Genomic DNA, 23,632 nt, shown 5'->3' on the forward strand with positions numbered 1-23,632 from the left:
GGCGCCCAGGGTACACTAACTGAACGAACGGTCTGTAAATGAGGAGTCGATGATGACCGAAGCACCCACGCTCACGACGCTCAATGGCGACGTGGCCGACCAGGAACGATTCGACGCGTTGATTGCCGCTGAGCAGCGGATCGAGCCGCGGGACTGGATGCCAGACGCCTACCGCAAGACGCTGATCAGGCAGATCTCGCAGCACGCGCACTCCGAGATCATCGGCATGCAGCCCGAGGGCAACTGGATCAGCCGCGCTCCGAGCCTCAAGCGCAAGGCGATCCTGATGGCCAAGGTGCAGGATGAGGCCGGCCATGGCCTCTACCTGTACTCCGCCGCGCAGACCCTCGGTATCACCCGTGATGAGATGACGCAGCAGCTCATCGACGGCAAGGCGAAGTACTCGTCGATCTTCAACTACCCGACGCCGACGTGGGCCGACATGGGCGCGATCGGCTGGCTCGTGGACGGCGCCGCAATCTGCAACCAGGTGCCGCTGTGCCGCGCGTCCTACGGTCCGTACGGGCGCGCGATGGTGCGCGTGTGCAAAGAGGAGTCGTTCCACCAGCGGCAGGGCTTCGAGATCCTGCTGTCGCTCATGAAGGGCACGCCTGCGCAGCGGGAGATGGCGCAGGATGCCGTGAACCGGTGGTACTGGCCGTCGCTCATGATGTTCGGGCCGCCTGACGACGAGTCGCCGAACTCGGCGCAGTCGATGGCGTGGAAGATCAAGCGCTTCTCGAACGATGAGCTTCGGCAGCGGTTCGTCGGGATGCTGGTGCCCCAGGCAGAGGTGCTCGGTGTCACGCTGCCGGATCCGAACCTTCGTTGGAACGAGGAGACCAAGCAGTACGACTTCAGTGAGATCGACTGGACTGAGTTCTTCGAGGTTCTTGCTGGGCGCGGTCCGATGAATGCGGAGCGTCTTCGGAACCGCCGCAACGCCCACGAGGAGGGCGCCTGGGTGCGCGAGGCGGCGGCGGAGTACGCCCGCAAGCAGAGCCTGAAGGCGGTAGCAGCATGACCACTCCCGGCGCTTCCGAGCGTGAGTCCTGGCCGCTGTGGGAGGTTTTCGTGCGCGCGAGCCGCGGGCTCAGCCACGTGCACGCAGGCTCGTTGCACGCCCCCGACGCCGAGTTCGCCCTGCGCAACGCACGCGACCTCTACACCCGGCGCGGCGAGGGCACGAGCGTGTGGGTCGTGCCCGCGGACGCGATCACCACGAGCGACCCCGACTCAAAGGGCGCGTTCTTCGAGAGCCCCGCCGGCAAGAATTACCGCCACGCCGTCTACTACACGGCATCTGAGGGGGTGCCTCACCTATGAGTGTCGACACCGACTTCGATCCTCATGGCGATGTCACCGTCGATTCGGTGCAGCTCTCCGCTGAACTCGCGGGTGCCGGCGGTGCCGCCGCATCTGCCGACGTCGCGGAGTACGCGCTGTGGCTCGGCGACGACGCGCTGATCCTGTCGCAGCAGCTCGGCGGATGGATCGCGCGCGCGCCCGAACTTGAGGAAGACGTCGCGCTCGGGAACATCGCACTGGACATCCTCGGTCATGCCCGCTCGCTTCTTCACTACGCCGGCTCAGCCGATGGCCGCTCCGAAGACGACCTCGCCTACTTGCGCGATGAGCCGGAGTTCCGCAGTGCGTGGCTGTTTGAGCAGCCGAACGGCGATTTCGCGCAGACGATCGCACGACAACTGGTTGCCTCCGTCTACCAGTACGAGCTGTACACCGCGCTTCAGCACTCATCCGACGAGACGCTCGCCGCGATCGCCGCGAAGTCCGTCAAGGAAGTTGAATACCACCGGGATCACGCTGTCCAGTGGACGCTTCGCCTTGCTGGTGGCACCGACGAATCGCGCCGACGCATCATCCGAGCATTCGGTGAGGTGTGGCCGTATGTTGATGAAGTCTTTCGCGACGATCCTCTGATCGACAAGCTTGATGGCGTCGCCGTGCGGCCGTCGTCGTTGCGCGCCGGGTTCGACGACGTCATCGCGGCCGTGTTCGCCGAAGCGGAGCTCGACCTTCCTGTCGTTCAACCCTCGATGGCTGGGGGACGCCACGGTAAGCATTTCGCGACCCTCGGCTACATCCTCGCCGAGATGCAGAGTCTTGCCCGTGCGCACCCAGGTGCGACATGGTGACGGTCGCGGATGCCTCGCAGCGGGCGTGGGAGATCGCCGCCGCGGTGTGCGACCCGGAGGTTCCTGTCTTAACGATTGAGGACCTAGGTATCCTCCGCGACGTCGCGGTGCAGGATGACCACGTTGTCGTCACCATCACCCCGACCTACTCCGGGTGTCCCGCGATGGGCACCATTCGTGACGATGTCACGCTCGCCCTCACTGCCGCCGGCTACGACGACGTCGACGTCCACATGACGCTGAGTCCGGCATGGACGACCGACTGGATGAGCGAGGACGGCAAGCGGAAGCTGATCGAGTACGGGATCGCTCCGCCGACGGGCTCGCGCCCCGTTGGACCTATCAAGTTGGAGCTCGGCGTCCGCTGTCCGCGATGCGGATCGCTCAATACTCGCGAAGTTTCCCGCTTTGGCTCGACATCCTGCAAGGCGCTGTACGAGTGCCGCGCCTGTCTCGAGCCCTTCGATCATTTCAAGGTGCATTGATGCCCGCAACGAACATCGGCTCGTCGGCCACCTCGGAGACCGCTGAGGAGATCGCGGAGGCGTTCCTCAATAGTGCTGTAGGCGGGCCGACCGCGAAGGCGCGCAAGCGCGCCAGATTCCACCCACTGAAGGTCTCCGAAGTACGTCCACTCACCGCGGACTCCGTCGAAGTGACCTTCCAGGTTCCAGCCAAACTGCACGAGGACTATCACTACCTTCCCGGCCAATACGTTGCGCTTCGCGCGCGGTTGGACGGGAAGGAGATTCGCCGCTCGTATTCGCTGTGCCGTCCCCCAGCACCAGGTTCCATCAGCGTTGCTATCAAGCGAGATCTCGGAGGAATGTTCTCCACGTGGGCGCAGACTGAACTGCAGGTCGGGGAAACGCTCGATGTGATGAGTCCGCAGGGGACTTTCACCTCGTCTCTCGATGCGCTTGACGATGCGCACGTCGTCGGTATCGCGGCAGGTTCTGGGATCACGCCGATGATGGCGCTGGCCTCGACGGTTCTGGCCCGGTCGGCCAGTTCGCGGTTCACTCTCGTCTATACCAACCGGTCGACCCTCGATGTCATGTTCCTGGACGACCTTTCCGATCTGAAAGATCGGTACCCCACCCGAATCGCAGTACACCACGTGCTTTCGCGCGAGCAACGATCTGCGCCGGTTCTCTCTGGACGGATCGACGAGGAGAAACTCCGGACCATTCTCGAGCATCTTGTGCTTCCGGAGACGGTGGACGAGTGGTTCCTCTGCGGTCCGTTCGACCTCGTCCAACTCTGTCGAGACACGCTCGAAGACATCGGCATCGCCAGGGAGCATGTCCGCTACGAGCTGTTCACCACGGGCGAGAACAACCGGCCGGAAGGTAACGACGGCCGCCCCGTCGTGGTCCGCGCGGACGAGCCGGTGTTCACCATCGACTTCACGCTGGACGGTCAGTCGGGCAGCGTGCAAAGTCCGGTGAGTGCACGCGAGTCGATCCTGAACGCCGCACTCCGTGTGCGACCCGATGTCCCCTTCGCTTGCGCCGGCGGCGTCTGCGGAACCTGTCGCGCCCGCGTTGTAGCCGGATCGGTGAACATGACCGAGAACTACGCTCTCGAACCGGACGAACTCGAGCGCGGCTACGTGCTCACCTGCCAGTCACACCCCACCTCTGACAAGGTCACCGTCGACTACGACGTCTAGGAGAAACCGTGATCGACCTGCTGATCGACGACGATGGTGTTGCCCACGTCACGCTCAACAACCCGCAGAAGCTCAACGCGCTGGACGAGAGCGCGTTGAAAGAACTGGGCTCCGCCTACGCCGAAGCCGCGAGTGCGCAGGCGCGCGCGCTCGTTCTCCGCGGAGAAGGCCGCGCGTTCTGCGCCGGCAGAGACATCTCGGGAGTCGACCCTCAGGACGACGACGTGCTCGCCTATCTCGGAGGACTGGTCACCCCCCTGCTCAAGCAGATGTCCGAGTTCCCGGCGCCGACCTTCGCATCCGCGCACGGAGCATGCCTTGGCGTGGGACTTGGCCTGCTCATCGCAAGCGACGTCGTCTATGTCGCCGAGTCCGCAAAGATCGGGTCACCGTTCGCCGCGCTGGGCGCCACCCTGGACTCTGGTGGGCACGCGCTCTTCTTCGAGCGGCTGGGCCCCCACAAGACACTCGACCTGATCTACACCGGCCGGCTCATGTCCGGCACCGAAGCAGTTCAGAGCGGACTCTTCTCGCGAGTCCTGCCGGACGAGGAGCTCGCTGCGGCAACAGTTGACGCAGCGCGGCGGGCCGCCGCCGGCGCGACAGCTGCATTCCGCGCCAGCAAGACCCTCGTTGCGGCGCTGCGCGATCGGCGGCTCGGCTTGTGGGCATCGATGGAAGATGAGAATGCCGCGCAAGCGGCCTTGTGTGACACAGATGACTACCGCGAAGGGTTCGCCGCGTTCCAGAGCAAGCGGACCCCGACATTCACCGGCCGATGACGATGAGCGACTCCAGCACGTTCGGGCGAGAACGAGTTGGCCCCGACGCGTCCACGCTCCGCATCCTCGCGTCCCCTCAGGACACCGCCCTCGACGGTAGGTCCGTAGCTCCCGGCCGCATCCTCGAGTGGATCGACAAGGTCGGGTACGCATGCGCCGTCGGCTGGGCGGGCGGTTACTGCGTGACGGCCTACGTCGGCAATGTGCGGTTCGCCCGCCCGGTCGCGCCGGGGCAGCTGGTCCAGCTAACCGCGCAGGTCATCCACACGGGGCGCACCAGCATGCAGGTGCTGGTGACGGTCGCATCCGCGGACCTCACCGACGGCGTCTACCGGCCGGCGCTGGACTGCTTGCTCGTCTTCGTCGCACTCGATGAGAGCCGCCGTCCGCGCGCGATCCCGCAGTGGACGCCGCACGACGAGCGGGAGCGCCTGCTCAATGAGGGTGCCCGAGATCGGCTCGAAGCGCGCCGCGTGATTCGAGACGCCATGCTCGCTCAGAACTACTCGGACCGAGGGACCACACCCCGCTCGCGCCTTCGTTTCCTCGCGACACCCAGCGACGCCAACTGGGGCGGGAATGCGCACGGTGGGACGGTGATGAAGTGGATCGACGAGGCCGCATTCACAGTGGCGGCTCGTTGGTCGTCCACCTCGGCGTCGGCGGTCTACTCGGGCGGCATCCACTTCCTCCGGCCCATACGGATCGGCCACGTCGTGGAACTCGATGCGCGTCTGTTGCATGTAGACGCGGAAGGTGGCATGCACATAGCAACCCGTGTCTCATCTGCACCGGCAGAGTCGCCAGACCACCTCGAGCTCACCACCGTCTGCATGAGCATTTTCAATTCTCGTGCGGAGCACCAGGGCGCCGATCAGCCACGCCCGCTGGACCTGCGCAGCGACGAAGACATGCGACTTGACGCTCATGCGCGAGACCTGATCGATATGCGCCGCCAGCTCAGCGACCTGCCGGTCTGAGCCACGTCAGAGATGCCCACACCCAAGCACGGGAGCCTCACCATGCCTCATTACGACGTCGCCATCCTCGGCGCGGGGCCCGGCGGCTACGTCGCAGCCGTCCGCGCTTCGCAGCTCGGCCTCAAGGTCGCCATCATCGAAGAGAAGTACTGGGGCGGTGTGTGCCTCAACGTCGGCTGCATCCCCTCGAAGGCTCTCCTCAAGAACGCCGACCTCGCGCACCAGTTCCACCACAAGGCCGACCTGTTCGGCATCTCGGGTGACGTCCACTTCGACTTCGGAGTCGCGTGGGACCGCAGCCGCAAGGTGGCGGAGACCCACGTCAAGGGCATCCACTACCTGATGAAGAAGAACAAGGTCGACGAGTACGAAGGTCGCGGGTCGTTCGTCGACGCGAACACGATCGACGTCAAGAAGGCCGACGGCACGACCGAGCGCGTCACCTTCGACAACGCGATCATCTCGACCGGCTCGAAGGTGCGTCTGCTCCCGGGCGTGCAGCTCGGCGGCAACGTCGTGACGTACGAAGAGCAGATCCTCGCCCGCGACCTGCCCCAGTCGATCGTCATCGTCGGCGCCGGCGCCATCGGCATGGAGTTCGCCTTCGTGATGGTGAACTACGGCGTCAAGGTCACGATCATCGAGTTCCTCGACCGCGCACTGCCGAACGAGGACGCGGACGTCTCGAAGGAGATCGCCCGCCAGTACAAGAACTACGGCGTCGACATCCTCACCTCGACCAAGGTCGAGACGGTCACCGACCAGGGCGACAAGGTCACCGTGACCTACACCGCCAAGGACGGCACCCAGGGCTCGATCGACGCCGACAAGGTCATGATGTCGATCGGCTTCGCCGCCAACGTCGAGGGCTTCGGTCTCGAGAACACCGGCGTGAAGCTGACCGACCGCGGTGCCATCGACATCGACGACCACATGCGCACCAACGTGCCGCACATCTACGCGATCGGCGACGTCACCGCGAAGCTGCAGCTCGCGCACGTGGCCGAGGCGCAGGGCGTCGTCGCCGCCGAGACCATCGGCAAGGCCGAGACCATGACGCTCGGCGACTACCGCATGATGCCGCGCGCGACGTTCTGCTCGCCGCAGGTGGCCTCGTTCGGCCTGACCGAGCAGCAGGCTCGCGACGCCGGCTACGACGTGAAGGTCGCGAAGTTCCCGTTCTCGGCGAACGGCAAGGCGAACGGCCTGGGCGAGCCCATCGGCTTCGTCAAGCTCATCGCCGACGGCGAGCACCTCGAGCTGCTCGGCGGCCACCTCATCGGCCCGGACGTCTCGGAGCTTCTGCCCGAGCTCACGCTCGCGCAGAAGTGGGACCTCACCGCTCTCGAGGCGGCGCGCAACGTCCACACGCACCCGACGCTGTCGGAGGCCGTGCAGGAGGCCTTCCACGGCCTCGCCGGCCACATGATCAACCTCTGACCCGCCGACGCGCCTGCCGAGGCCGCCGTGCTCGAGTCTTTCGCTTCGAGACGAAGTCAGTTCCCAAGCTCGATGACGACGGGCATGTGGCCAGCCGGCTCCTTTGCCTCGAGGTCGGCGAAGGACATCACGACGACAAGGTCGTCCAGTTGGACGAGGCGCGCTCCCGCTCCGTTGACCTGGATCGTCATCGACCCTCGTTCTCCCGCGATCGCGTACGCGTCGAAACGCGCTCCGTTGTCACGAGGTAGGCCATGCGAGGAGGTGGTCTCTGGTGACCTTCGAGGTTGAGACCGCTCGACGGTGTACTTGTCCTCGGCAAGACGTGCCTCAGAGCGACCAGGCAGTCGTATTTGCGCGGCTGCATGTACTCCTGACAGAATAACTGATTAATCGGTAAGTAATGCGGCGACGCTGCGGTCGCGAACACGAAAGCCTCGCTTTCGCCAGCTTTCGCTGAACGCGGGTCGGCTGCGAGGCCCTGACTTGCGTCGTGAGCAGGATCCTGCGACCTCAATGGAGATGATGATGTCCACTTTGCCTTCGTCGGAGGATGTGCTCGGGAGCTTGCGCGGTGCCCTCGGTGATCGGGTAGACACTTCGCCGACATCGCTCGCACATGCCCGTGCTGACATGTCAGGCTTTGTGGCGAGCGCCGCGCCGCTCGCCGTCGTACATGCAAGGTCCATCGGCGACGTGCAGGAGACCTTGCGGATCGCAAACGAGACGCGTACGCCCGTCGTCACCCGCGGTGCTGGAACTGGACTCGCGGGTGGCGCCAACGCGGGAGAAGGAGAGATCGCCCTCTCGGTGCGGGCGATGAACCGAATCCTTGAGGTGCGGCCAGACGACCTACTCGCGGTCGTCGAGCCGGGCGTCATCAACGCTGACCTTAACGATGCGCTGTCACCGCTTGGTCTGTGGTGGGCCCCCGATCCCGCGAGCCGGGCTATCTCGACGATCGGCGGCAACATCGCGACTGGCGCGGGCGGACTCCTTTGCGCGAAGTACGGCGTTGTCCGCGACGCTGTGCTCGGCGTCGATCTCGTGCTCGCTGATGGCACCCTGCTGAAACTCGGTCACCGCACGGTGAAGGGGGTGACCGGTCTCGATCTCACGGCGCTGGTCATCGGCTCCGAGGGGACTCTGGGCGTTGTCGTCGGGGCGACGCTGAAGCTAAGGCGTCTGGTGCCGGGCAACGCGTGCACGATCTCGGCGACCTTCGCCGACGTGCGCACCGCCGCGGAAGCTTCGGCAGCGGTCACGGCGTCGGGGGTGCAGCCAGCGATCATGGAGTTGATGGACTCGGTGTCACTCTCTGCGGTGCATCGACTGCTCGCCTTGACACCGCCCGCCGCGGGTGCATCGCAATTGACCATCCAGACCGATGGATCTGCTGCCGAGGCAGAGGCGAATGCTATCGCCCAGGTATTGCAGGCAGCGGGCGGCTCAGTCTTGGTCACCGCCGACCCGATCGAGGGTGAACGACTGCTTGCGCTCCGTCGCTCGATGCAACCAGCTCTCCAGCAACTCGGCACGACACTAATCGAGGATGTCTCCGTTCCTCGGAGCGCGCTGCCAGACATGTTTGACGAGATTGCGCGGGTCGAGCGGGAACACCACGTCTCCATTCCCACGGTCGCCCACGCTGGCGACGGGAATCTGCATCCGACGTTCATCTTCGACGCGGAGCCTGACGAGTTCGGTGTGGTCGAAGCGCCAGCGCACATCTGGGCTGCCGCTGACGATCTGTTCCGGGCGGCACTCCGTCTCGGCGGAACTCTAACGGGCGAGCACGGCGTCGGCGTGCTCAAGCGTCGGTGGCTGACGGACGAACTCGGTGAAGACCAATGGCGGCTTCAGCGTGAGATCACCCGCGTCTTCGACCCGAACGGGATCCTCAACCCTGGCAAGGTGTTCACCCGCTGAAGGTGTGCTCTTCGGGTGTCTCACCGCCACAACGGAGAGCGCGTCGAGTCGGATGAAGTCCGTTTAGCGGGCCTCAACGCCTGGTGAAGACCTGTGTTCGCTTCGCCTGGCGAGGTCCTCGAGGAACTCGACGTCCTGTGGGCGGCGCAGCGCGGCCCGGGTCGGAGCGCTGCACCCGGAGCCATCGTTCTAGTTGCGGCGCGGAGGCGACCAGCGCCGCCACGGCCGGCGACGCTGTGCGATTGCGCTGTCCGCAGGTCGTGGACAGCGCCGTTGAGACAAGTTCGCGACCGCACCCTTGACAGCTTGTCAACTCGTGTAGATACTGGATCTACACGAGTTGATTGGGGACGAGATGGGGACAGAGAAGTCCCGGCGCGTAGTCGTCGTTGGTTCGGCCAACTATGACGCCATCGTGCGAGTGAGTTGCATCCCGGTTCCCGGCGAAACGATCCTCGCATCGGCGTTGACCGAGTCTCTTGGCGGAAAGGGAGCGAACCAGGCGGCGGCGGCCGCGCGGGCGGGTGCGCGAACAGTCTTCGTGAGCGCCGTTGGCAATGATGCGGCCGGCGACTTGGTCCTCGCTGACCTATCTGCGTGGGGCGTGAGTCTGGAACATGTACGCCGCGTTGACCAGCCGACAGGTCGTGCGACGGTGATCGTCGACGACGACGGGCGCAACGCCATCGTCGTTGTCGCAGGGGCCGGCACCCAGGTCGGGATCGATGCAAGTCTCCACATCGACCGAGACGACATCATTGTGCTGCAGTGCGAGATCGCCTCCGACGCGGTCATCGCGGTCGTGGATGCGGCGACGCGTGCACGGGCCACAATCGTCCTCAATCTCGCGCCGTTCGTCCGGCTCCCCTCCGAGACGATCTCGGCCGTCGACCTTCTCATCGTCAACGAGACCGAGGCCCGGATGCTGACCGGCCGCGACCACCTGGACGCTCCGGCGCTCGCTCACGCCGTCAGCTCCCTGACGGGCACAACGTCCATCGTGACCCTCGGAGAGCACGGGTCGGTCCTGGCTGAACCGGCAGGAGTCGTTCGACACGTCTCCGCATCGGCTGTCGACGACGTGGTGGACACCACGGGCGCCGGTGATGTGTACGTCGGAACCCTCGCGGCTTTCCTCGCCGCGAGATCAGATATCGAGGCCGCTATGCAGTCGGCCTCCGAAGCAGCGGCCCGAGCGGTCGCATACATCGGTGCCCAGCCAACCCGGTCGGGCCACCGCGCGGTTGCTCGCTGAGCGTCGCCCCCGCAATTCACGCAGTGCACTCAAAGGAGAGAAGAACATGATCAAGAAGAAGCGCTCGCTCTACCTGACCGCCGGGTTGCTGGCCGTCGGATCCATCGCCCTGGCGGGGTGCGGATCCTCTGCAGACGAAACCGTCAGCGAAGAGGTCGACGGTTCCATCACCTACAGTTTCTGGGGGCCGCCCACCCGCGCCGAGAAGGTCGACGCCGTCATCGACATCTTCGAAGCCGGCCATCCCGATGCGACCGTCGAAGGCGTGTCGGCCGAGTATGCCGCATATGTCGAGCGGATGACCGTCCGAGCTGCCGCCGGTGACCTGGACTGCGCGACTGCTGTGCAGGACACCTTCTACGCGCCGTACGCAGAGGGCGGTGTGTTCCGTGCACTCGACGACCTCATCGAGTCCGGCTCGATCGGGGTGGACGACATCGACCCCGGCGTCCTCGAGCTCGGTCAGATCGACGGAGAGCAGTTCATGATCCCCACCGGCGCGTTCGTTCGCGTGCTCGGATACAACGAGTCGCTCGTCGCGAGCTCTGGCGCCGAGGCGCCGTCCAGCGACTTCACCTGGGATGAGTACGGCGATTGGCTTCGTACGGTGCAGGAGGGACTGCCCGACGGCGTCTACGCGGGTGAGAACGAGGGCGGCCTCATGTTCACGCTGCAGTCCTGGGTGCTGGGACACGGCGAGACGATGTACGGAGAAGATGGGATCGCCTTCGACGAGGAGCTGCTCGCCGAGTATTTCCAGTTCTGGCTCGACCTGACTGAAGAAGGAGTCGTCGTTCCAGGCGACGTGATCCCTGAACAGTACCTCGGCATCAACGAGCGTCCCCTGGGTACGGGCAAGGCGGCCAGCGCTTCGAAGGATATCCCGCAGCTCTATCTCACCGAGCAGGCGCTTGCGGCGGCGGGGACGGCATCCGCGGTCCCTGCGGTGTCGATGCCGGCGGAATCGGAGGAGTTGTCAGGGAACGTTCTCGGCGCGAATGGCATCTCGATCCCGACCGAGTGCGACAACATCGGCACCACGGCCGCATTCGTGGATGACTTCACGAACAATGTCGATGCGGCCATCGCGTTCCAGTCCGACAACGGCATCGTCACGAGCGCTGCTGCGCAGGAAGCGCTGCTGTCGGACAGCGCGACTCCCGAAAGCGTGAAGAAGTCGATCACGCTCTTCCAGGAGTTGGCGGAGGCCGGTGACTTTGCGTCGTCCCCCACGCCCGGCGGCACCGGTGCGCTGACTGCCGAGCTGCGGCGCACGTACGAGGCGTTGGTGTTCGGTCAGACGACCGTCGACCAGGCCGTGGACACTTTCGTATCTGCCGCACAGGCCGCGGCGAAGTGAAACCGACGGCGATAGGAGGATCGCGGTGAACAGCACAGTCGACCGAGTCGACACGATCGCCATCATCCAGCCGTCTCGAGGGCGCCGAAGGATAAGTCGCGGCCGACGCGACAATCTGGCCGGATACGCCTTCATGACTCCGTGGTTCCTCGGATTCCTCGCCATCATCGGTGGGCCTGTAGTCGTATCGCTCTACCTGTCATTCACCGACTACTCGCTGCTAGGCGATCCGGAGTGGGTCGGCCCAGAGAACTACGTCCGCATGTTCACCGACGATCCACGGTTCTGGGCGTCACTGGCGGTCACGGTGACGTACCTCCTGGTGTCTGTGCCGCTCGTGCAGGTCTTCGCCCTGTTCCTGGCGAACATCCTGAACAAGGGCGTCCGCGGGCTCACTGTCTACCGAGCGGTCTTTTACATTCCCTCGCTCATCGGTGGCAGTGTCGCGATCGCCATCCTCTGGAGGTTCCTGTTTTCCGGTGATGGGCTGGTGAACCAGGTGCTGAGGGTGTTCGGCGTGGACGCGACGACATCGTGGATCGGGACGCCGTCCACGGCGCTGAGCACGTTGATCATCCTGAACGTCTGGCAGTTCGGCGCCGCGATGATCATCTACCTTGCGGGCATCCGGGGCATTCCGGCCGAACTGTACGAAGCGGCGACGATGGACGGCGCCAACGGGATCCGCAAGTTCTTCTCGATCACGCTCCCGATGCTCAGCCCGGTCATCTTCTTCAACGTCCTCATGAACATCGTGGCGGCGTTCCAAGCGTTCAACAGCGCTTACATCGTCAGCAACGGCACAGGAGGACCGGCCGACTCGACGCTCTTCTACACCCTCTACCTCTATCAGCGCGGCTTCGTCGACTTCGACATGGGATACGCCTCGGCCCTCGGATGGTTCCTTCTCATCCTGAGCGCCGCGGTCGCTGCCCTCCTGTTCGGTCTCAGCCGGCGCGTCGTTCACTACGGAGACGAATGATGACAACGCTCAACACGTCGGTCCCCAGGCCGCTCCAGGAGCTGCTTCCCGACAGCACCTCAGGCGGCGACCGGCGCAGGAAGCTGACTGCGGCGGGAGGGAAGCAGTTCGCTCGTCACCTGCTGCTTATCGCGATGGCATCGATGATGTTCTACCCCCTCGCATGGATGGTCGGGGCATCCTTCCGGGACGACAGCCAGATCACGGATCCGGGACTCTGGCCCGGCGAGTACTTCACCCTGGACGGCTACGTTGACGGATGGGCCGGCATCGGCGACGTGGGATTCTGGCGATTCATCCTGAACTCGACGCTCATCGCCGTCGCGTGCGTCGCCGCGAACCTCATCGCCTGCTCGCTGACGGCCTACGCCTTCGCGCGCATCAACTTCCGGTTCAAGCGGTTCTGGTTCGCAATCATGCTCGGGACGCTGATGCTGCCCACTCACGTGGTCCTCATCCCGCAGTACATCCTCTTTCGGGAACTGGACTGGATCAACACCTACCTGCCGTTCATCGTGCCGAAGATTCTGGCCACTGACGCGTTCTTCGTGTTCCTGCTCGTCCAATTCTTCCGCGCAATCCCCCGCGAACTCGATGAGGCTGCGCGGATCGACGGGTGTGGACATCTGCGCATCTTCTTTCAGATCATCCTGCCGCTCGCCAAGCCGGCGCTCGCGACAACCGCGATCTTCACGTTCATCTACAGCTGGAACGACTTCTTCACGCCTTTGATCTACCTCACGAACACCGAGCTCTACACCGTGCCGCTTGCGTTGCGCGCTTTCATCGACACGAGTGCGACCTCCGCCTTCGGGGCGCTGTTCGCGATGTCGGTGATTTCACTACTACCGGTGCTCGGCATATTCATCTCCTTCCAGAGACTGCTCGTCGAAGGAATCGCCACATCAGGACTGAAGGGATAGGCGAATGCGCATCGCACTCTCGAACGACCACGCGGGGTTTGCACTGAAGCCATTCGTGGCAGAACTCCTGCGACGGCTGGGTCACGACGTCATTGACGTCGGCACCGTCGATGACAGCCCCGTCGACTTCCCCCTCATGACGCAGTCAGTCACCGACCTCGTCGTCGCCGGCGAAGCGGACCGGGGCGTGCTCGTCTGCGGCACGGGTGTCGGAGCGGCCATCGCGGCCAACAAGGTGCCGGGCGTCCGCGCCGCCGTCATCCACGACACGTATGTGGCGCGACAGGGTGTCGAACACGATGACGTGAACGTGGCCTGCCTCGGAGCATGGATCGTGGGCCAGAAGATCGCCGAGGAGGTTCTGCTCGCATTCCTGTCGGCCACCTTCAGCACTGACCCCGACTTCCGCCGGCGTGTGGCTCAGCTGTCCGACATGGAGCGCGCAGCGGCAGAGACCTTGTCCGCCGACACAATCCTCAAGTGAAAGGGAAGAACATGACGCTCTCGAGCGCACGCAAGACCGAGATCCTCGAGACGGTCTCGCATCTCAGAGTCACGGACATCCGTGACGGACTCGACTGGATGGGCTACCACCACGTTGGCACGGTGTCGCCGGACATCCGGCCACTGTGGCGGACGAAGGCCGCTGGCTTCGCCGTGACTTCGCGGCACATCCCGACGCAGCAACGTGTCCCGTATACGACGCCCGAGGAGTACACCAAGTGGGCATACGAGTACTGGTACCAGACCGTATGGGCTCGCGACTACGGCGATCAGATCGATGAGACGAGCTTTCTCGCGATCGATACCAGCGGCACACCCACTCCAGCGATCGGCTCGGCCGACTCCATGATCTGGGCGGCGCGCGGCGCCCTGGGCTGCGTGACCAACGGAGGCGTTCGCGATTCGGACGAGAACCTTGAGTCGAGGCACCTGCCGATCTGGTCACGATGGGTCGTTCAGCCGATGTATCAGGGCCGCGTCGAGTGGGGCGGGCACAGCATGCCAGTAGAGATCGGGGGGCAGCTCATCCGCCCGAACGACCTCGTCGTCGCGGACGGAGACGGCGTCGTGGTCGTCCCTCAGGAGATCATCGACGGCGTGCTCAGATACGCGATCCAGGAGTCCGAGAATGACAAGAGAGCGCGCGCCATCTTGTTCGATCGGTTGGGCATTCCGCGGGATGCCAGCACAACGCCCGTCTTCGACGTCGAGCCCCACCCATACGCCATCACCGAGGCCGATATCGATCGACGTCTCGGCCGCATCTGAGAGTGAGATCGGTGTGCGCGCACGATAAATCGGCGGAGCATACGGGGACAGATGTCGATCACACGCAACGACGTGGCGCGCCTTGCCGGCGTGTCACCCGCCGTGGTGTCGTACGTGCTCAACGACGGCCCGCGCCCTGTCTCGGACAGGGCGCGGGCTCGCGTGCTCGAGGCCGTGGGAACACTCGGATACACTCCCGACGCGGGGGCACGATCTCTGCGAATGGGGAGCAGTCGGACTCTCGGTCTGGTCATCCCCGACAGCTCCAACCCCTTCTTCGCCGAGCTCTCGCGTGCCGTCGAGAACGCGGCCTTCGAACGCGACTATGCAGTCCTCGTATGCAACAGCGCCGACAGTAAGAAGCGTGAGCATGCCTACGTCACGAGCTTGGCTCGGCGCCGCATCGACGGGCTCATCCTCGTGTCAGCGAGCACCGAACCAGACCTCAGCAATCTGGTGACCCTGAGGATTCCCGTGGTTGCGCTGGATCGCACTCCAGACGATTCGCCCGTTTCCACTCTTCACACCGACATGCGCGACTCGGCCCGTTCGGCCACGGAGCATCTTCTCCTCCACGGGCACCGTCGGATCGGGTTCATCGGTGGGCCCGAGTCCACCTTCCTCGATGAACGCAGACTGGGTTGGTACGACGCCGTGACCGCGGCGGGAATCGCGGGGCCGAGAAGCTGGTCGGCACCATTCAGTTATTCTGGCGGGGCAGCCGTTGCGGATTCCGTGGATTGCACAGCCCTGGTCGTGTCCTCGGACGTACAGGCGGCCGGGCTAATCAGCGGATTGCATCGTCGCGGCGTGTCATGCCCGAGCGATATCGCCATCGTGTCGCTCGACGGAACTGACCTCTCCGAATACATCGTGCCCGCACTGGCGGCCGTCACTCAGCCGCTGAAGCAAATGGCTACCGAAGCGGTCCGACTCTTGGTGGAGCAACCGCTCGACGTGGTCCACGCCACTTTGACGGCGGCGCTGACGCCTCGTGCCAGCTGCGGATGCTGACGTCATTCGTTGGGCTTAGCGGAGTGGGGACCGCAGGACTCTCGAATGACGAGCTCGAAGTTGTCGTCGCTCAGCCGCTTGACGAGTCCATGTGAGGTATCCAACGCGTCACGCACTGCGCGCTCCGCGATCTGCGCGATCGGGTGGCGGAGCGAAGTGATGCTCGGGAACGAAGAATCCACTATTGACGAGCCTTCGTAGCTGACGACTGCTATCTGGGACGGTACGACAATGTCGCGAAGGTGAGCAGAACGCAAGAACGCCAGTGCAACCATGTCGTGCTCAAAGAAGAGCGCGTCCACGTCGAGATCGCCGGCGGCGATGGCCGATGCAGCGTGGTCGGCGGCCTGATGAACCGGCAGGCCGCGGATCACATTTTCGGGTTTGGGCTCGAGACCGAGTTCGCGAAGTCGCGTGCGCCACGCGGTGAGACGGCGATCCGACGCACTGACACCGCTCGCCGCGCCGACAAAACCGATGCGGCTACGTCCGTCGGCGGCGAGGTGCTCGATACACGCTGAGGTGCCCGCTGCAGCCACCTGTGGTCTGTCAATCACCGTGACGGGTACACCCGAATCGTGAAGGACGTCGAAATCCTGCGTGGGGTCGACACTCATCAGGACTATTCCCGCGACTCGACTGTCCAGTAGGTGGCTGATCTCCTCGCGCTCACGATCCAGCGACCATCTACTGCTTGCCACGACGACCCGTATTCCCGCCGCTCCAGCTGCGACGGTCAGGTTCTGGGTGAGCGCGGCCGCATACGGCGAGGTCAGGTCAGGGACGACGAATCCGATGATGTCGGGTCGTCCCCGGCGGAGGTTGCGAGCGTTGCCGTCAGGTCGCCACCCCAGCTCCGCGATTGCGCTGAGCACGCGATCCCGCGTCTTGGGTGCGACGCCGCGCGGACCGTCGTTGATGACGTAGGACACGACCGCGGGTGACACGCCCGCGACCCTCGCAACGTCGTCGCGCGTGACCGCCATTCCCCAGTTCTATCAGATCTCAGGCGGCTGCCAGACTGCCGGTCGCGGGCGGACGCGAGCTCCCAGGTGGCGACGTTCCCGAAAGTGTTCTCGGCACTCTCCTTGTCCTTCAGTTTCCTCACTCGCCCCGCTTCGGTGGCCTGGGATGAGGAACATCCCGAGCTGGTCACCGGACTACGCGCGAATCGCGTTCGTGGAGTCCCCCGTCGGCGAGGCGACACCGGCACGACCGAAGCCGGGATCCTCTGGTATGGCGAGGATCCTGGCTCAAGCCCTCATCGGCGGTTCAGTACCGTCATAGCGACGTCCCCGACATTCGCTCCACGCCCAGCAAGAGCGCGCTGTGGTCCAACTGGCCGTCCCCTTGCGCTCGCGCCGACGCCATGAGCACACTCACGAGCGCGCCGACTGGTGTTGCGACACCGACTGCTCGCGCGGATTCGAGTACGATGCCCAGGTCCTTGTGATGCAGATCGATGCGGAATCCGGGCCGGAAGTCACGGGCGAGCATCGCCGCCCCTTTCCGATCGAGAACCGCATTTCCGGCAAGGCCTGCGGACAGCACCTCTACAGCTCGCGCTTCGTCGACCCCGTACGCGCTCGCGAGGACGAGAGCCTCCGAGACGGCCTGGATGACAGCCGCGACGATGAGCTGATTCGCTGCCTTAACGGTTTGGCCGGCTCCCGAGGGACCGACGTGCACGATGGTCTTGCCAAGGACTTCGAGAATTGGCTTCGCTCGTTCGAAGTCCGAGGACTCGCCGCCCACCATGATCGACAGGGTTGCGTCGATGGCAGCCTGCTCTCCTCCGCTCACGGGGGCGTCGAGCGCTGCGACTCCTCGTTGCGCCGTTGCGACCGAAACCTGTCGGGCGGCGTCCGGGCGGATCGAACTCATGTCGATGAGCAGTGTGCCCGCCGCCACGTGATCTAGCAATCCATCCGGCGTGAGGATGGCATCCAGCACGTCGGGCGAGTCGGGCAGCATTGTGATGACGACTTCGGCATGACGCGCGGCTTCTTCGAGAGAACTCGCTTCCCGTCCACCCGCGGCCACAAGGTCAGCGGCTTTGCCTGGCGAGCGGTTGAAACCGATGACCTCGTGGCCCGAGCGTGCGAGATTGCATGCCATCGGGGAACCCATCACCCCGAGCCCGATGAAGGCGACGGCGGTCACCGGAGGACTCCCTGCAACTCAAGGCCAGGATCGCCTACCGGAGCGTACTCGAGGGCGGTCTCGCCCCTGTAGCCGAGCCCGGACAGCTGTGCCAGCCACGAGCCGAGCGGAAGACCTCCCGTGCCCGGGGCCCCTCTGCCCGGAGCGTCAGCGATCTGCACGTGCGCGATCAGATCGTAGGACCCATCGATCACTTGACCCACATCGTCGCCGTTCGAGCTCAGGTGGTACACATCCAGGAGTAGGCCGAGGGCTCCTCCTGCCAGCGGGCCTGTCGTTTCGATGATGTTCACGACATCGGCAGCGGACTTCAGTGGATAAGCGTCGACTCCACTCAGTGGCTCGAGCACGATGGTTCCACCGACAGGACCGAGCTCCGCGACCGCCCATCGGAGGTTCGCGGTAGCTTGCGCGTCCTGCGCATCCGTCGAAAAGCGCGCGTCGCGCAGCCCATACAGCGCATTGAAGATCGCGCAGCCCGTTGCTACTGCGATCTGTCGCGCGACGGAGACGCTCTGGCGAAACTCGTGAGCCCGATCAGGGTGACTCAGCACTCCGCGTTCGCCTCGCGACATGTCGCCGGCGAACAGATTCAGCCCGACCAATTCGACGCCTGCACCGTCAATCGCCTGCAGGAATCGGTCGACTTCGGACGACTCTGGGTCCGCCGTCGGGAACGGCCACCAGTACTCCACCTTGTGAAATCCCGCTGCCCGGACGGCGCGGAGCGCGTCGTCCCACGTTGCGGTTCCGAACACGATCGAACAGTTGATCGCGAGCGAATTGCGCACGATCGGGGCAAGGTCATCTACGGGCATCTTCGCTCCACTGGTTGAACCACCTGACCTGTCGAGTATCACGACTTCATGCGTTGGTCGTCAAGCGCCAGCGTCGGATTAGGCTGATAGGTGCCGGAAATACAGGGAGAATGAGGCTGGCGCCCCAAGGTCTTGACACAGTTACGGAGGGCGCTTAGATTCACATAGCGGCCAATTGGTCGTACCGATTCTTGATCAGAGACGATCGAACCCTCGATGACTGATCAGCTGCGTGGAGGATTCAATGATGAAATCTGGCCGCATTGGTGGGCTGGCAGTAGGGCTCGCCGTCGTTGCACTAACGCTGACGGCGTGCACCGGTGGGTCGCCGAACGGCGAACCGTCGACGGATTCCGGCGATTCGAGTGGGGAGTTCGACATCTCCGAGGCGAACCGCGACGGGACGCTTGTCTTCGGAGCGAATCTCACGGACCGCACGCTCGATCCGGGCGATGCCACAAGCTCGCTCTATCTGACGCCGCTGGCGCCAATCTACGACACGTTGCTTCGCCGAACCCCTGACGGGACGATCGAACCGGGGCTTGCCTCCGAGTACACCGTGGTCGACGGACAGACGATCGATCTCGTTCTCCAACCCGATGCCACATTCTCCGACGGTGCGCCGGTGGATGGTGAAGCCGTTCGCGCAAATCTGCTCCGGATGCGTGATCTGAACTCCGGGGAGCTCAACGCGGTGCTTCGCGATCTCACCGACGTGGTCGTCGACAGCGATACGGAGGTGACCATTCAACTCGCGCGACCCGTCGCGGCAGAGTTCGTTCGGGCACTCTATGGAGCAGAAGGGATGATCGCGTCGCCCGCGCAGTTCGGAGCTCGAGAGACCGAACTCGACACCGCACCGATTGGAGCAGGGCCGTACCGGGTGGTCGACTACGTCCCCAACCAGCGTCTCGAGCTCGAGCGCATCGAGGACCACTGGGACGTCGAGAGTTGGCCGATCAAGAATCTCGTGTTCCAGCAGGTTCTCGACGGGCCGGCCATGGTGACGGCCCTCTCGGCAGGCGACATCGACATGTCACGCAGTGCGGACGGCACCGTACTCGCGAGCTTCGAGCCCAACCCGAAGATCGGTGTCGCGACGACCGCCAGCGATGTCATCTGGTACATCAATTACTGCAAGGCACGGGCGCCATTCGACGAAGTCGATGTGCGCAAGGCGGTGGCCCAGGGAATCGATCGCGAAGAGATCATTCAAGCGGTGGCTCCGGGCGGCGTACCCGCGTACCAGGTGTTCCCGGAGGGATCTCCGAACTTCAATCCGGATGCGGTCACACCCTACGACCCCGAGGCGGCGGCAGCGACCGCGGAGGAATCGCCGATCGAATTCGGGCTCCGGTGGAACAATGCACTCAGCGGCGGCGAGCGAGCCGCCGAGGTCATCCAGGCACAGCTGGCCGAGGTCGGCATCGAGATGACTCCTCAGGTCGGTGAGAACGCGGAACAGCTCTACGGACCGCAGACGGATGCCGTCATGACCGGCAGCTCCCTTCTCGGCATCCAGCGCGTCGCCCGCCAACTCGGACCCGATGCCGTGCCGAATATCTGCGCATACGAAAACGCCGAGTTCAACGAGCTCACGGCGCAGCTCGCCGCGATCGATCCGGAGAGCGCGGAGGCGACGGAGATCTGGCAGCAGCTCGCCACGCTTATCAATGACGACGAACTGTTCACTCCGCTCTACTTCGCGGTCAGCATCGCGGCGTTTGACGCGGAGAAGGTGAACTCGATGGCGTTCAAGCCACTCTCTACCGACTTCCGCTTCGTCTACGTGAAATAGGAGATCACCTGTGAGCAGCTGGTACGACGAGCCCATGAGATGGCTTCAGATCAACCTCGTCGAGGATGACCCGAAGTCGGCTGACGTGGATGAATGGAGGCGGTTCTTCGGGCGCGCGCGCCTGGATGGCATCACTCTGAGCGCCGCGGGTGCCGTGTCGTACTACCCCACCGAGCTGCCCTACTTCCAAAGGTCGAAGTTCCTCGAGGGTAGGGACTTCTTCGGCGAGCTCGTGGACGCTGCTAAGTCCGAGGGCATGCGAGTGCTCGCGCGATTCGAGCCGATGTTCCTGGACGAGTCGATCTATCTTGCCCACCCGGACTGGTTCCGTACCGGTCCGGGTGGGCAGCCACAGACGGTGCGCGAGCTGTCCGCACAGGCCTTGGCGCCGGCAATTCGAGCCGGCGTCCCGGGGCTAGGCGAGGCATCCACCCGACACACCGTCATCGGGCCCACCTACATGCCCTGCTGGACCGGCCCGTTCTACTGGGAGTGCATTCCGCAAGGCATGCGTGAACTGGCTGCCAAGTACAACATCGACGGCTTCTTCGCCAACGGCTGGCCGCAACCGGCCGGGATGTCCTGGATGCCCGGAGCCGATGTCGCTTGCTACTGCCCGACGTGTCTCGCATCCTGGCGGAAGTACTCGGGGGCAGACTCATACCCCGCGGCAGGGGTAGATGACGACGCACTCTTCCGCGAGTTCATCCAGTCGGGGGTGGAGGAACTCCATCGCCACCTGCAGCAGACGGCGAAGGCAATCGACCCTGCCTACAGCTTCGTTGCGTGCACTGTGGGGACACTCACCTCGGGCGTCCGCTGGTCCAGATTCGGACCGATGGATGTCGTCGCGAACGACGGTCAAGGTCGGGGATTGCTCGGTGCGAAGGGCGCCGGCACGGCCGCAAATGCGCTCTGGCTGGCCGGGCGTCAGTCGAAGATGTTGCGCTCGGTAGCCAAGGGCGCGCCGATGTTTCAGATCGTCGGAGCGTGGCAGGCCGGGGGGCCTTTCCGCCCTCCGTTGCGCAGAATCGCGATGGCGCCAGTAGAGATCACCGCGATGCTCGCGCAGGCGACTGCAAAGGGGCTGCGGCCTTGGGTGAACGTCGGCGGTGCGACGATCTACGACCGGCGTTGGGTCGAGCCGGTCACGCAGTTCTACGAGTGGCATGCTCAGGCAGAGCCTTATTTGCGCAACCGGACATCGCTGGCCCGAGTCGCCGTGGTCTGGAGCGCGGCCAGCTGCTCTCCCTCGACCCATGGCTCCGGACCGTCGACGGTTGACGCCATCAACGGCTGGTATCTCGCGCTGCTGCGCGCTCGCATCCCGTTCGAGCTCATTGCCGATGAGCTCCTCGACGACGACGCCATCGCCGGCTACGACGTGGTCATCGTTCCGAGCGGAACGTCCCTCAGCGAGGGAGCGACGGACGCCATCGAAGAGCGACTCCGTACAGGCGGCGTAATCGTGGGGGCGGGCGTGGCACCCGCACGCCCGTGGAATTCTCCGTTGCCTTTTGGACCGGTGTCCGGACCGTTCCCTCCCGGTTACCTGTTCGTCGAGGATTGGAACCATCCGCTTGTGCGCGGGATCGAGGGATCGACGTATGTCCCTTCCGGATCATGGCGCTCGACCGGCACGGCCGCTGTCTCCGGCGTCGGAAGCGCCATCAAGGAACTGCCGTTCCTCGCCGACAAGGCTTACCTCGAAGACCCGGTGGACTACGCGCCTCTCCTGATCTCGGATGGCCGTTCGGTCCACCTGGGCTCGGACATCGACTCGTTCTACGGCGTCACCCAGCTTCTGGATCCGGCCGCGGTCATGGTCAACGCCGTCGCCTCGGCGGCCGGCACGCGGTGCCCCTCCGCGGTGAGCGTGTCGGGTGTGGGTTTCGTCGACGTCGAGGCGTGGCGTGGCGACCTCGGCTACACCGTGCATCTGGTCAACTACAGTTCGCCCGATGTGTATGGGGGTCCATTGCAGGAGATCGTCCGCGTCGGTCCGTTGCGGATCGAACTGAGTCTCGAGGGCGATGCGCAGATCACCGCTGTGCGGCGACTCAGCGACCGGTCCGAGCTGAAGTGGAGCGCTGCACCCGGTCTCGTCGTGGTCGAACTGCCGAGCCTCGACGCGCACGAAGTGGTCGCTGTCGAGACCGCCGTCTCAACTGAAGCAGGCACCCGATGACCGCTGCCGTTCAGATCGCAGCTGCGTCGTTCCTCGAGGGCCCCGCGGCATCCGACGATGGTCAGGTCTTCTTCTCAGACATCCTGGCGAATCGCATCTACTCCTGGACCCAGGCCCGCGGGGTCGAGGTGTTCCGTGAGGCTGCGGGTCGGCCGAACGGGAATGTGCTCACGAGCGACGGCTACCTCTACACGTGCGAGGGCGGCGAGTTCGGTCCAGGCGGTGGACGTCGCATCGTTCGCAGCTCGATCGCGGGCGGAGACATCGAGGTCGTAACGGATCGCTTCGAGGGTATGCGGTACAACAGCCCGAACGACCTGACAATCGACGCTGCCGGGACTGTGTACTTCACCGACCCGCGCTACGGGTCGGACCGCTCGGACATGGAGATGACGGTGGAGGGCGTGTACCGCGTCGATCGCTCGGGACGCGTGACGCGGCTGCTCGATCAGTCGCATGTGCAGCGACCCAACGGCATCGCGGTCTCCCCGGACGGCGGCACGCTGTATGTCGTCGACTCGCATCCCCGGGTCGGCGGCGCACGGCGGGTCCTCGCGTTCGAGGTCTCCACTCAGGGTGCGGTGGGTTCACGCAGGGTGGTGTTCGATTTCGGAAACGCCCGTGGTGGTGACGGGATGAAGGTGGATGCCGCCGGCCGGCTCTATGTCTGTGCGGGCATTCTGCGATCGCGGTCGGACGGCGAGACGACCGAGCGCCCGCCCGGCGTCTATGTGATGGACGATGGAGGCACGCTGATCGACTTCATCGACGTACCTCACGACCTGATCACGAATTGCTGCTTCGGCGGATCCGAGTCCGCAACGCTGTACATCACGGCGGGTACGCACCTGCTGACAACCTCCATCGAACCCGCCGGGCCGCGGCCCTAGCCCAGAC

The 23,632-nt window shown here is 64.5% G+C and carries 23 protein-coding genes; 19 read left to right on the plus strand and 4 right to left on the minus strand.

Going from position 1 to position 23,632, the window contains the following annotated elements; all coding sequences use genetic code 11:
• Positions 1 to 52: 52 nt before the first annotated feature.
• The 8 genes from paaA to lpdA are packed head-to-tail and all read left to right on the plus strand — an operon-like array spanning position 53 to position 7,033.
• Positions 53 to 1,024, plus strand: coding sequence for a 1,2-phenylacetyl-CoA epoxidase subunit PaaA (gene paaA, locus AC3A46_RS09425; protein WP_487664940.1), 972 nt, complete (start codon positions 53 to 55; stop codon positions 1,022 to 1,024).
• Entirely contained in the window at positions 1,021 to 1,326 is a 306-nt protein-coding gene (gene paaB / locus AC3A46_RS09430; RefSeq protein ID WP_487664941.1) for a 1,2-phenylacetyl-CoA epoxidase subunit PaaB, read from the plus strand. Before paaA ends, paaB begins: the two co-directional genes overlap by 4 nt.
• Positions 1,323 to 2,156, plus strand: a complete 834-nt coding sequence (gene paaC, locus AC3A46_RS09435) for a 1,2-phenylacetyl-CoA epoxidase subunit PaaC (protein ID WP_487664942.1) — start codon at positions 1,323 to 1,325, stop codon at positions 2,154 to 2,156. Before paaB ends, paaC begins: the two co-directional genes overlap by 4 nt.
• Positions 2,150 to 2,641: a 1,2-phenylacetyl-CoA epoxidase subunit PaaD gene (paaD, locus tag AC3A46_RS09440; protein ID WP_487664943.1), complete on the plus strand. Its 492-nt coding sequence runs from the start codon at positions 2,150 to 2,152 to the stop codon at positions 2,639 to 2,641. Before paaC ends, paaD begins: the two co-directional genes overlap by 7 nt.
• Complete coding sequence (gene paaE / locus AC3A46_RS09445; RefSeq protein WP_487664944.1) at positions 2,641 to 3,831, plus strand: 1,2-phenylacetyl-CoA epoxidase subunit PaaE; 1,191 nt, start codon at positions 2,641 to 2,643, stop codon at positions 3,829 to 3,831. Before paaD ends, paaE begins: the two co-directional genes overlap by 1 nt.
• Before the next feature lie 8 nt (positions 3,832 to 3,839).
• The gene (locus AC3A46_RS09450; protein WP_487664945.1) at positions 3,840 to 4,613 is read left to right on the plus strand and encodes an enoyl-CoA hydratase/isomerase family protein; all 774 of its coding nucleotides are present in this window, start codon (positions 3,840 to 3,842) and stop codon (positions 4,611 to 4,613) included.
• Positions 4,610 to 5,593 (plus strand): acyl-CoA thioesterase, encoded by a 984-nt coding sequence (locus AC3A46_RS09455; RefSeq protein WP_487664946.1) that lies wholly within the window; start codon positions 4,610 to 4,612, stop codon positions 5,591 to 5,593. The genes AC3A46_RS09450 and AC3A46_RS09455 overlap by 4 nt, the downstream gene beginning before the upstream one ends.
• 42 nt (positions 5,594 to 5,635) lie before the next feature.
• The gene (lpdA, locus tag AC3A46_RS09460; RefSeq protein ID WP_311294288.1) at positions 5,636 to 7,033 is read left to right on the plus strand and encodes a dihydrolipoyl dehydrogenase; all 1,398 of its coding nucleotides are present in this window, start codon (positions 5,636 to 5,638) and stop codon (positions 7,031 to 7,033) included.
• A gap of 56 nt (positions 7,034 to 7,089) precedes the next feature.
• On the opposite strand, the gene AC3A46_RS09465 is transcribed toward lpdA, so the two are convergent.
• Positions 7,090 to 7,416: an aspartate 1-decarboxylase gene (locus AC3A46_RS09465; protein WP_487665028.1), complete on the minus strand. Its 327-nt coding sequence runs from the start codon at positions 7,414 to 7,416 to the stop codon at positions 7,090 to 7,092.
• A gap of 133 nt (positions 7,417 to 7,549) precedes the next feature.
• Here AC3A46_RS09465 and AC3A46_RS09470 point away from each other — a divergent pair, with 133 nt between their 5' ends.
• The 8 genes from AC3A46_RS09470 to AC3A46_RS09505 all read left to right on the plus strand — a co-directional run bounded on the left by AC3A46_RS09470 (position 7,550) and on the right by AC3A46_RS09505 (position 15,768).
• Complete coding sequence (locus AC3A46_RS09470) at positions 7,550 to 8,962, plus strand: FAD-binding oxidoreductase (protein ID WP_487664947.1); 1,413 nt, start codon at positions 7,550 to 7,552, stop codon at positions 8,960 to 8,962.
• A 355-nt stretch (positions 8,963 to 9,317) separates the two neighbouring features.
• On the plus strand, positions 9,318 to 10,217 hold the full coding sequence (locus AC3A46_RS09475; protein WP_487664948.1) for a PfkB family carbohydrate kinase: 900 nt from the start codon (positions 9,318 to 9,320) through the stop codon (positions 10,215 to 10,217).
• 46 nt (positions 10,218 to 10,263) lie between these two features.
• On the plus strand, positions 10,264 to 11,577 hold the full coding sequence (locus AC3A46_RS09480; RefSeq protein ID WP_487664949.1) for an ABC transporter substrate-binding protein: 1,314 nt from the start codon (positions 10,264 to 10,266) through the stop codon (positions 11,575 to 11,577).
• A gap of 133 nt (positions 11,578 to 11,710) precedes the next feature.
• Entirely contained in the window at positions 11,711 to 12,559 is an 849-nt protein-coding gene (locus tag AC3A46_RS09485; RefSeq protein WP_487664950.1) for a carbohydrate ABC transporter permease, read from the plus strand.
• On the plus strand, positions 12,559 to 13,482 hold the full coding sequence (locus tag AC3A46_RS09490) for a carbohydrate ABC transporter permease (protein ID WP_487664951.1): 924 nt from the start codon (positions 12,559 to 12,561) through the stop codon (positions 13,480 to 13,482). The genes AC3A46_RS09485 and AC3A46_RS09490 overlap by 1 nt, the downstream gene beginning before the upstream one ends.
• A gap of 4 nt (positions 13,483 to 13,486) precedes the next feature.
• Positions 13,487 to 13,966 (plus strand): RpiB/LacA/LacB family sugar-phosphate isomerase, encoded by a 480-nt coding sequence (locus AC3A46_RS09495; protein WP_487664952.1) that lies wholly within the window; start codon positions 13,487 to 13,489, stop codon positions 13,964 to 13,966.
• A gap of 11 nt (positions 13,967 to 13,977) precedes the next feature.
• On the plus strand, positions 13,978 to 14,754 hold the full coding sequence (locus tag AC3A46_RS09500; protein ID WP_487664953.1) for an RraA family protein: 777 nt from the start codon (positions 13,978 to 13,980) through the stop codon (positions 14,752 to 14,754).
• A gap of 51 nt (positions 14,755 to 14,805) precedes the next feature.
• Positions 14,806 to 15,768: a LacI family DNA-binding transcriptional regulator gene (locus tag AC3A46_RS09505; protein WP_487664954.1), complete on the plus strand. Its 963-nt coding sequence runs from the start codon at positions 14,806 to 14,808 to the stop codon at positions 15,766 to 15,768.
• A 2-nt stretch (positions 15,769 to 15,770) separates the two neighbouring features.
• On the opposite strand, the gene AC3A46_RS09510 is transcribed toward AC3A46_RS09505, so the two are convergent.
• The 3 genes from AC3A46_RS09510 to AC3A46_RS09520 form a co-directional block, all read right to left on the minus strand.
• On the minus strand, positions 15,771 to 16,754 hold the full coding sequence (locus tag AC3A46_RS09510) for a LacI family DNA-binding transcriptional regulator (protein WP_487664955.1): 984 nt from the start codon (positions 16,752 to 16,754) through the stop codon (positions 15,771 to 15,773).
• Positions 16,755 to 17,049: 295 nt separating this feature from the next.
• Entirely contained in the window at positions 17,050 to 17,931 is an 882-nt protein-coding gene (locus AC3A46_RS09515; protein ID WP_487664956.1) for a 2-hydroxy-3-oxopropionate reductase, read from the minus strand.
• Positions 17,928 to 18,749, minus strand: a complete 822-nt coding sequence (locus tag AC3A46_RS09520; protein WP_487664957.1) for a TIM barrel protein — start codon at positions 18,747 to 18,749, stop codon at positions 17,928 to 17,930. Before AC3A46_RS09520 ends, AC3A46_RS09515 begins: the two co-directional genes overlap by 4 nt.
• Positions 18,750 to 18,996: 247 nt before the next feature.
• Here AC3A46_RS09520 and AC3A46_RS09525 point away from each other — a divergent pair, with 247 nt between their 5' ends.
• From AC3A46_RS09525 to AC3A46_RS09535, 3 genes are read left to right on the plus strand one after another with little or no spacing between them, the layout of a single operon-like run.
• Positions 18,997 to 20,547, plus strand: coding sequence for an ABC transporter substrate-binding protein (locus tag AC3A46_RS09525; protein WP_487664958.1), 1,551 nt, complete (start codon positions 18,997 to 18,999; stop codon positions 20,545 to 20,547).
• A gap of 10 nt (positions 20,548 to 20,557) precedes the next feature.
• Positions 20,558 to 22,735: an alpha-amylase family protein gene (locus AC3A46_RS09530; protein WP_487664959.1), complete on the plus strand. Its 2,178-nt coding sequence runs from the start codon at positions 20,558 to 20,560 to the stop codon at positions 22,733 to 22,735.
• Entirely contained in the window at positions 22,732 to 23,625 is an 894-nt protein-coding gene (locus AC3A46_RS09535; protein WP_487664960.1) for an SMP-30/gluconolactonase/LRE family protein, read from the plus strand. The genes AC3A46_RS09530 and AC3A46_RS09535 overlap by 4 nt, the downstream gene beginning before the upstream one ends.
• The last annotated feature ends 7 nt before the right edge of the window (positions 23,626 to 23,632 follow it).

Source organism: Microbacterium sp. Soil_C_42 (assembly GCF_057656735.1).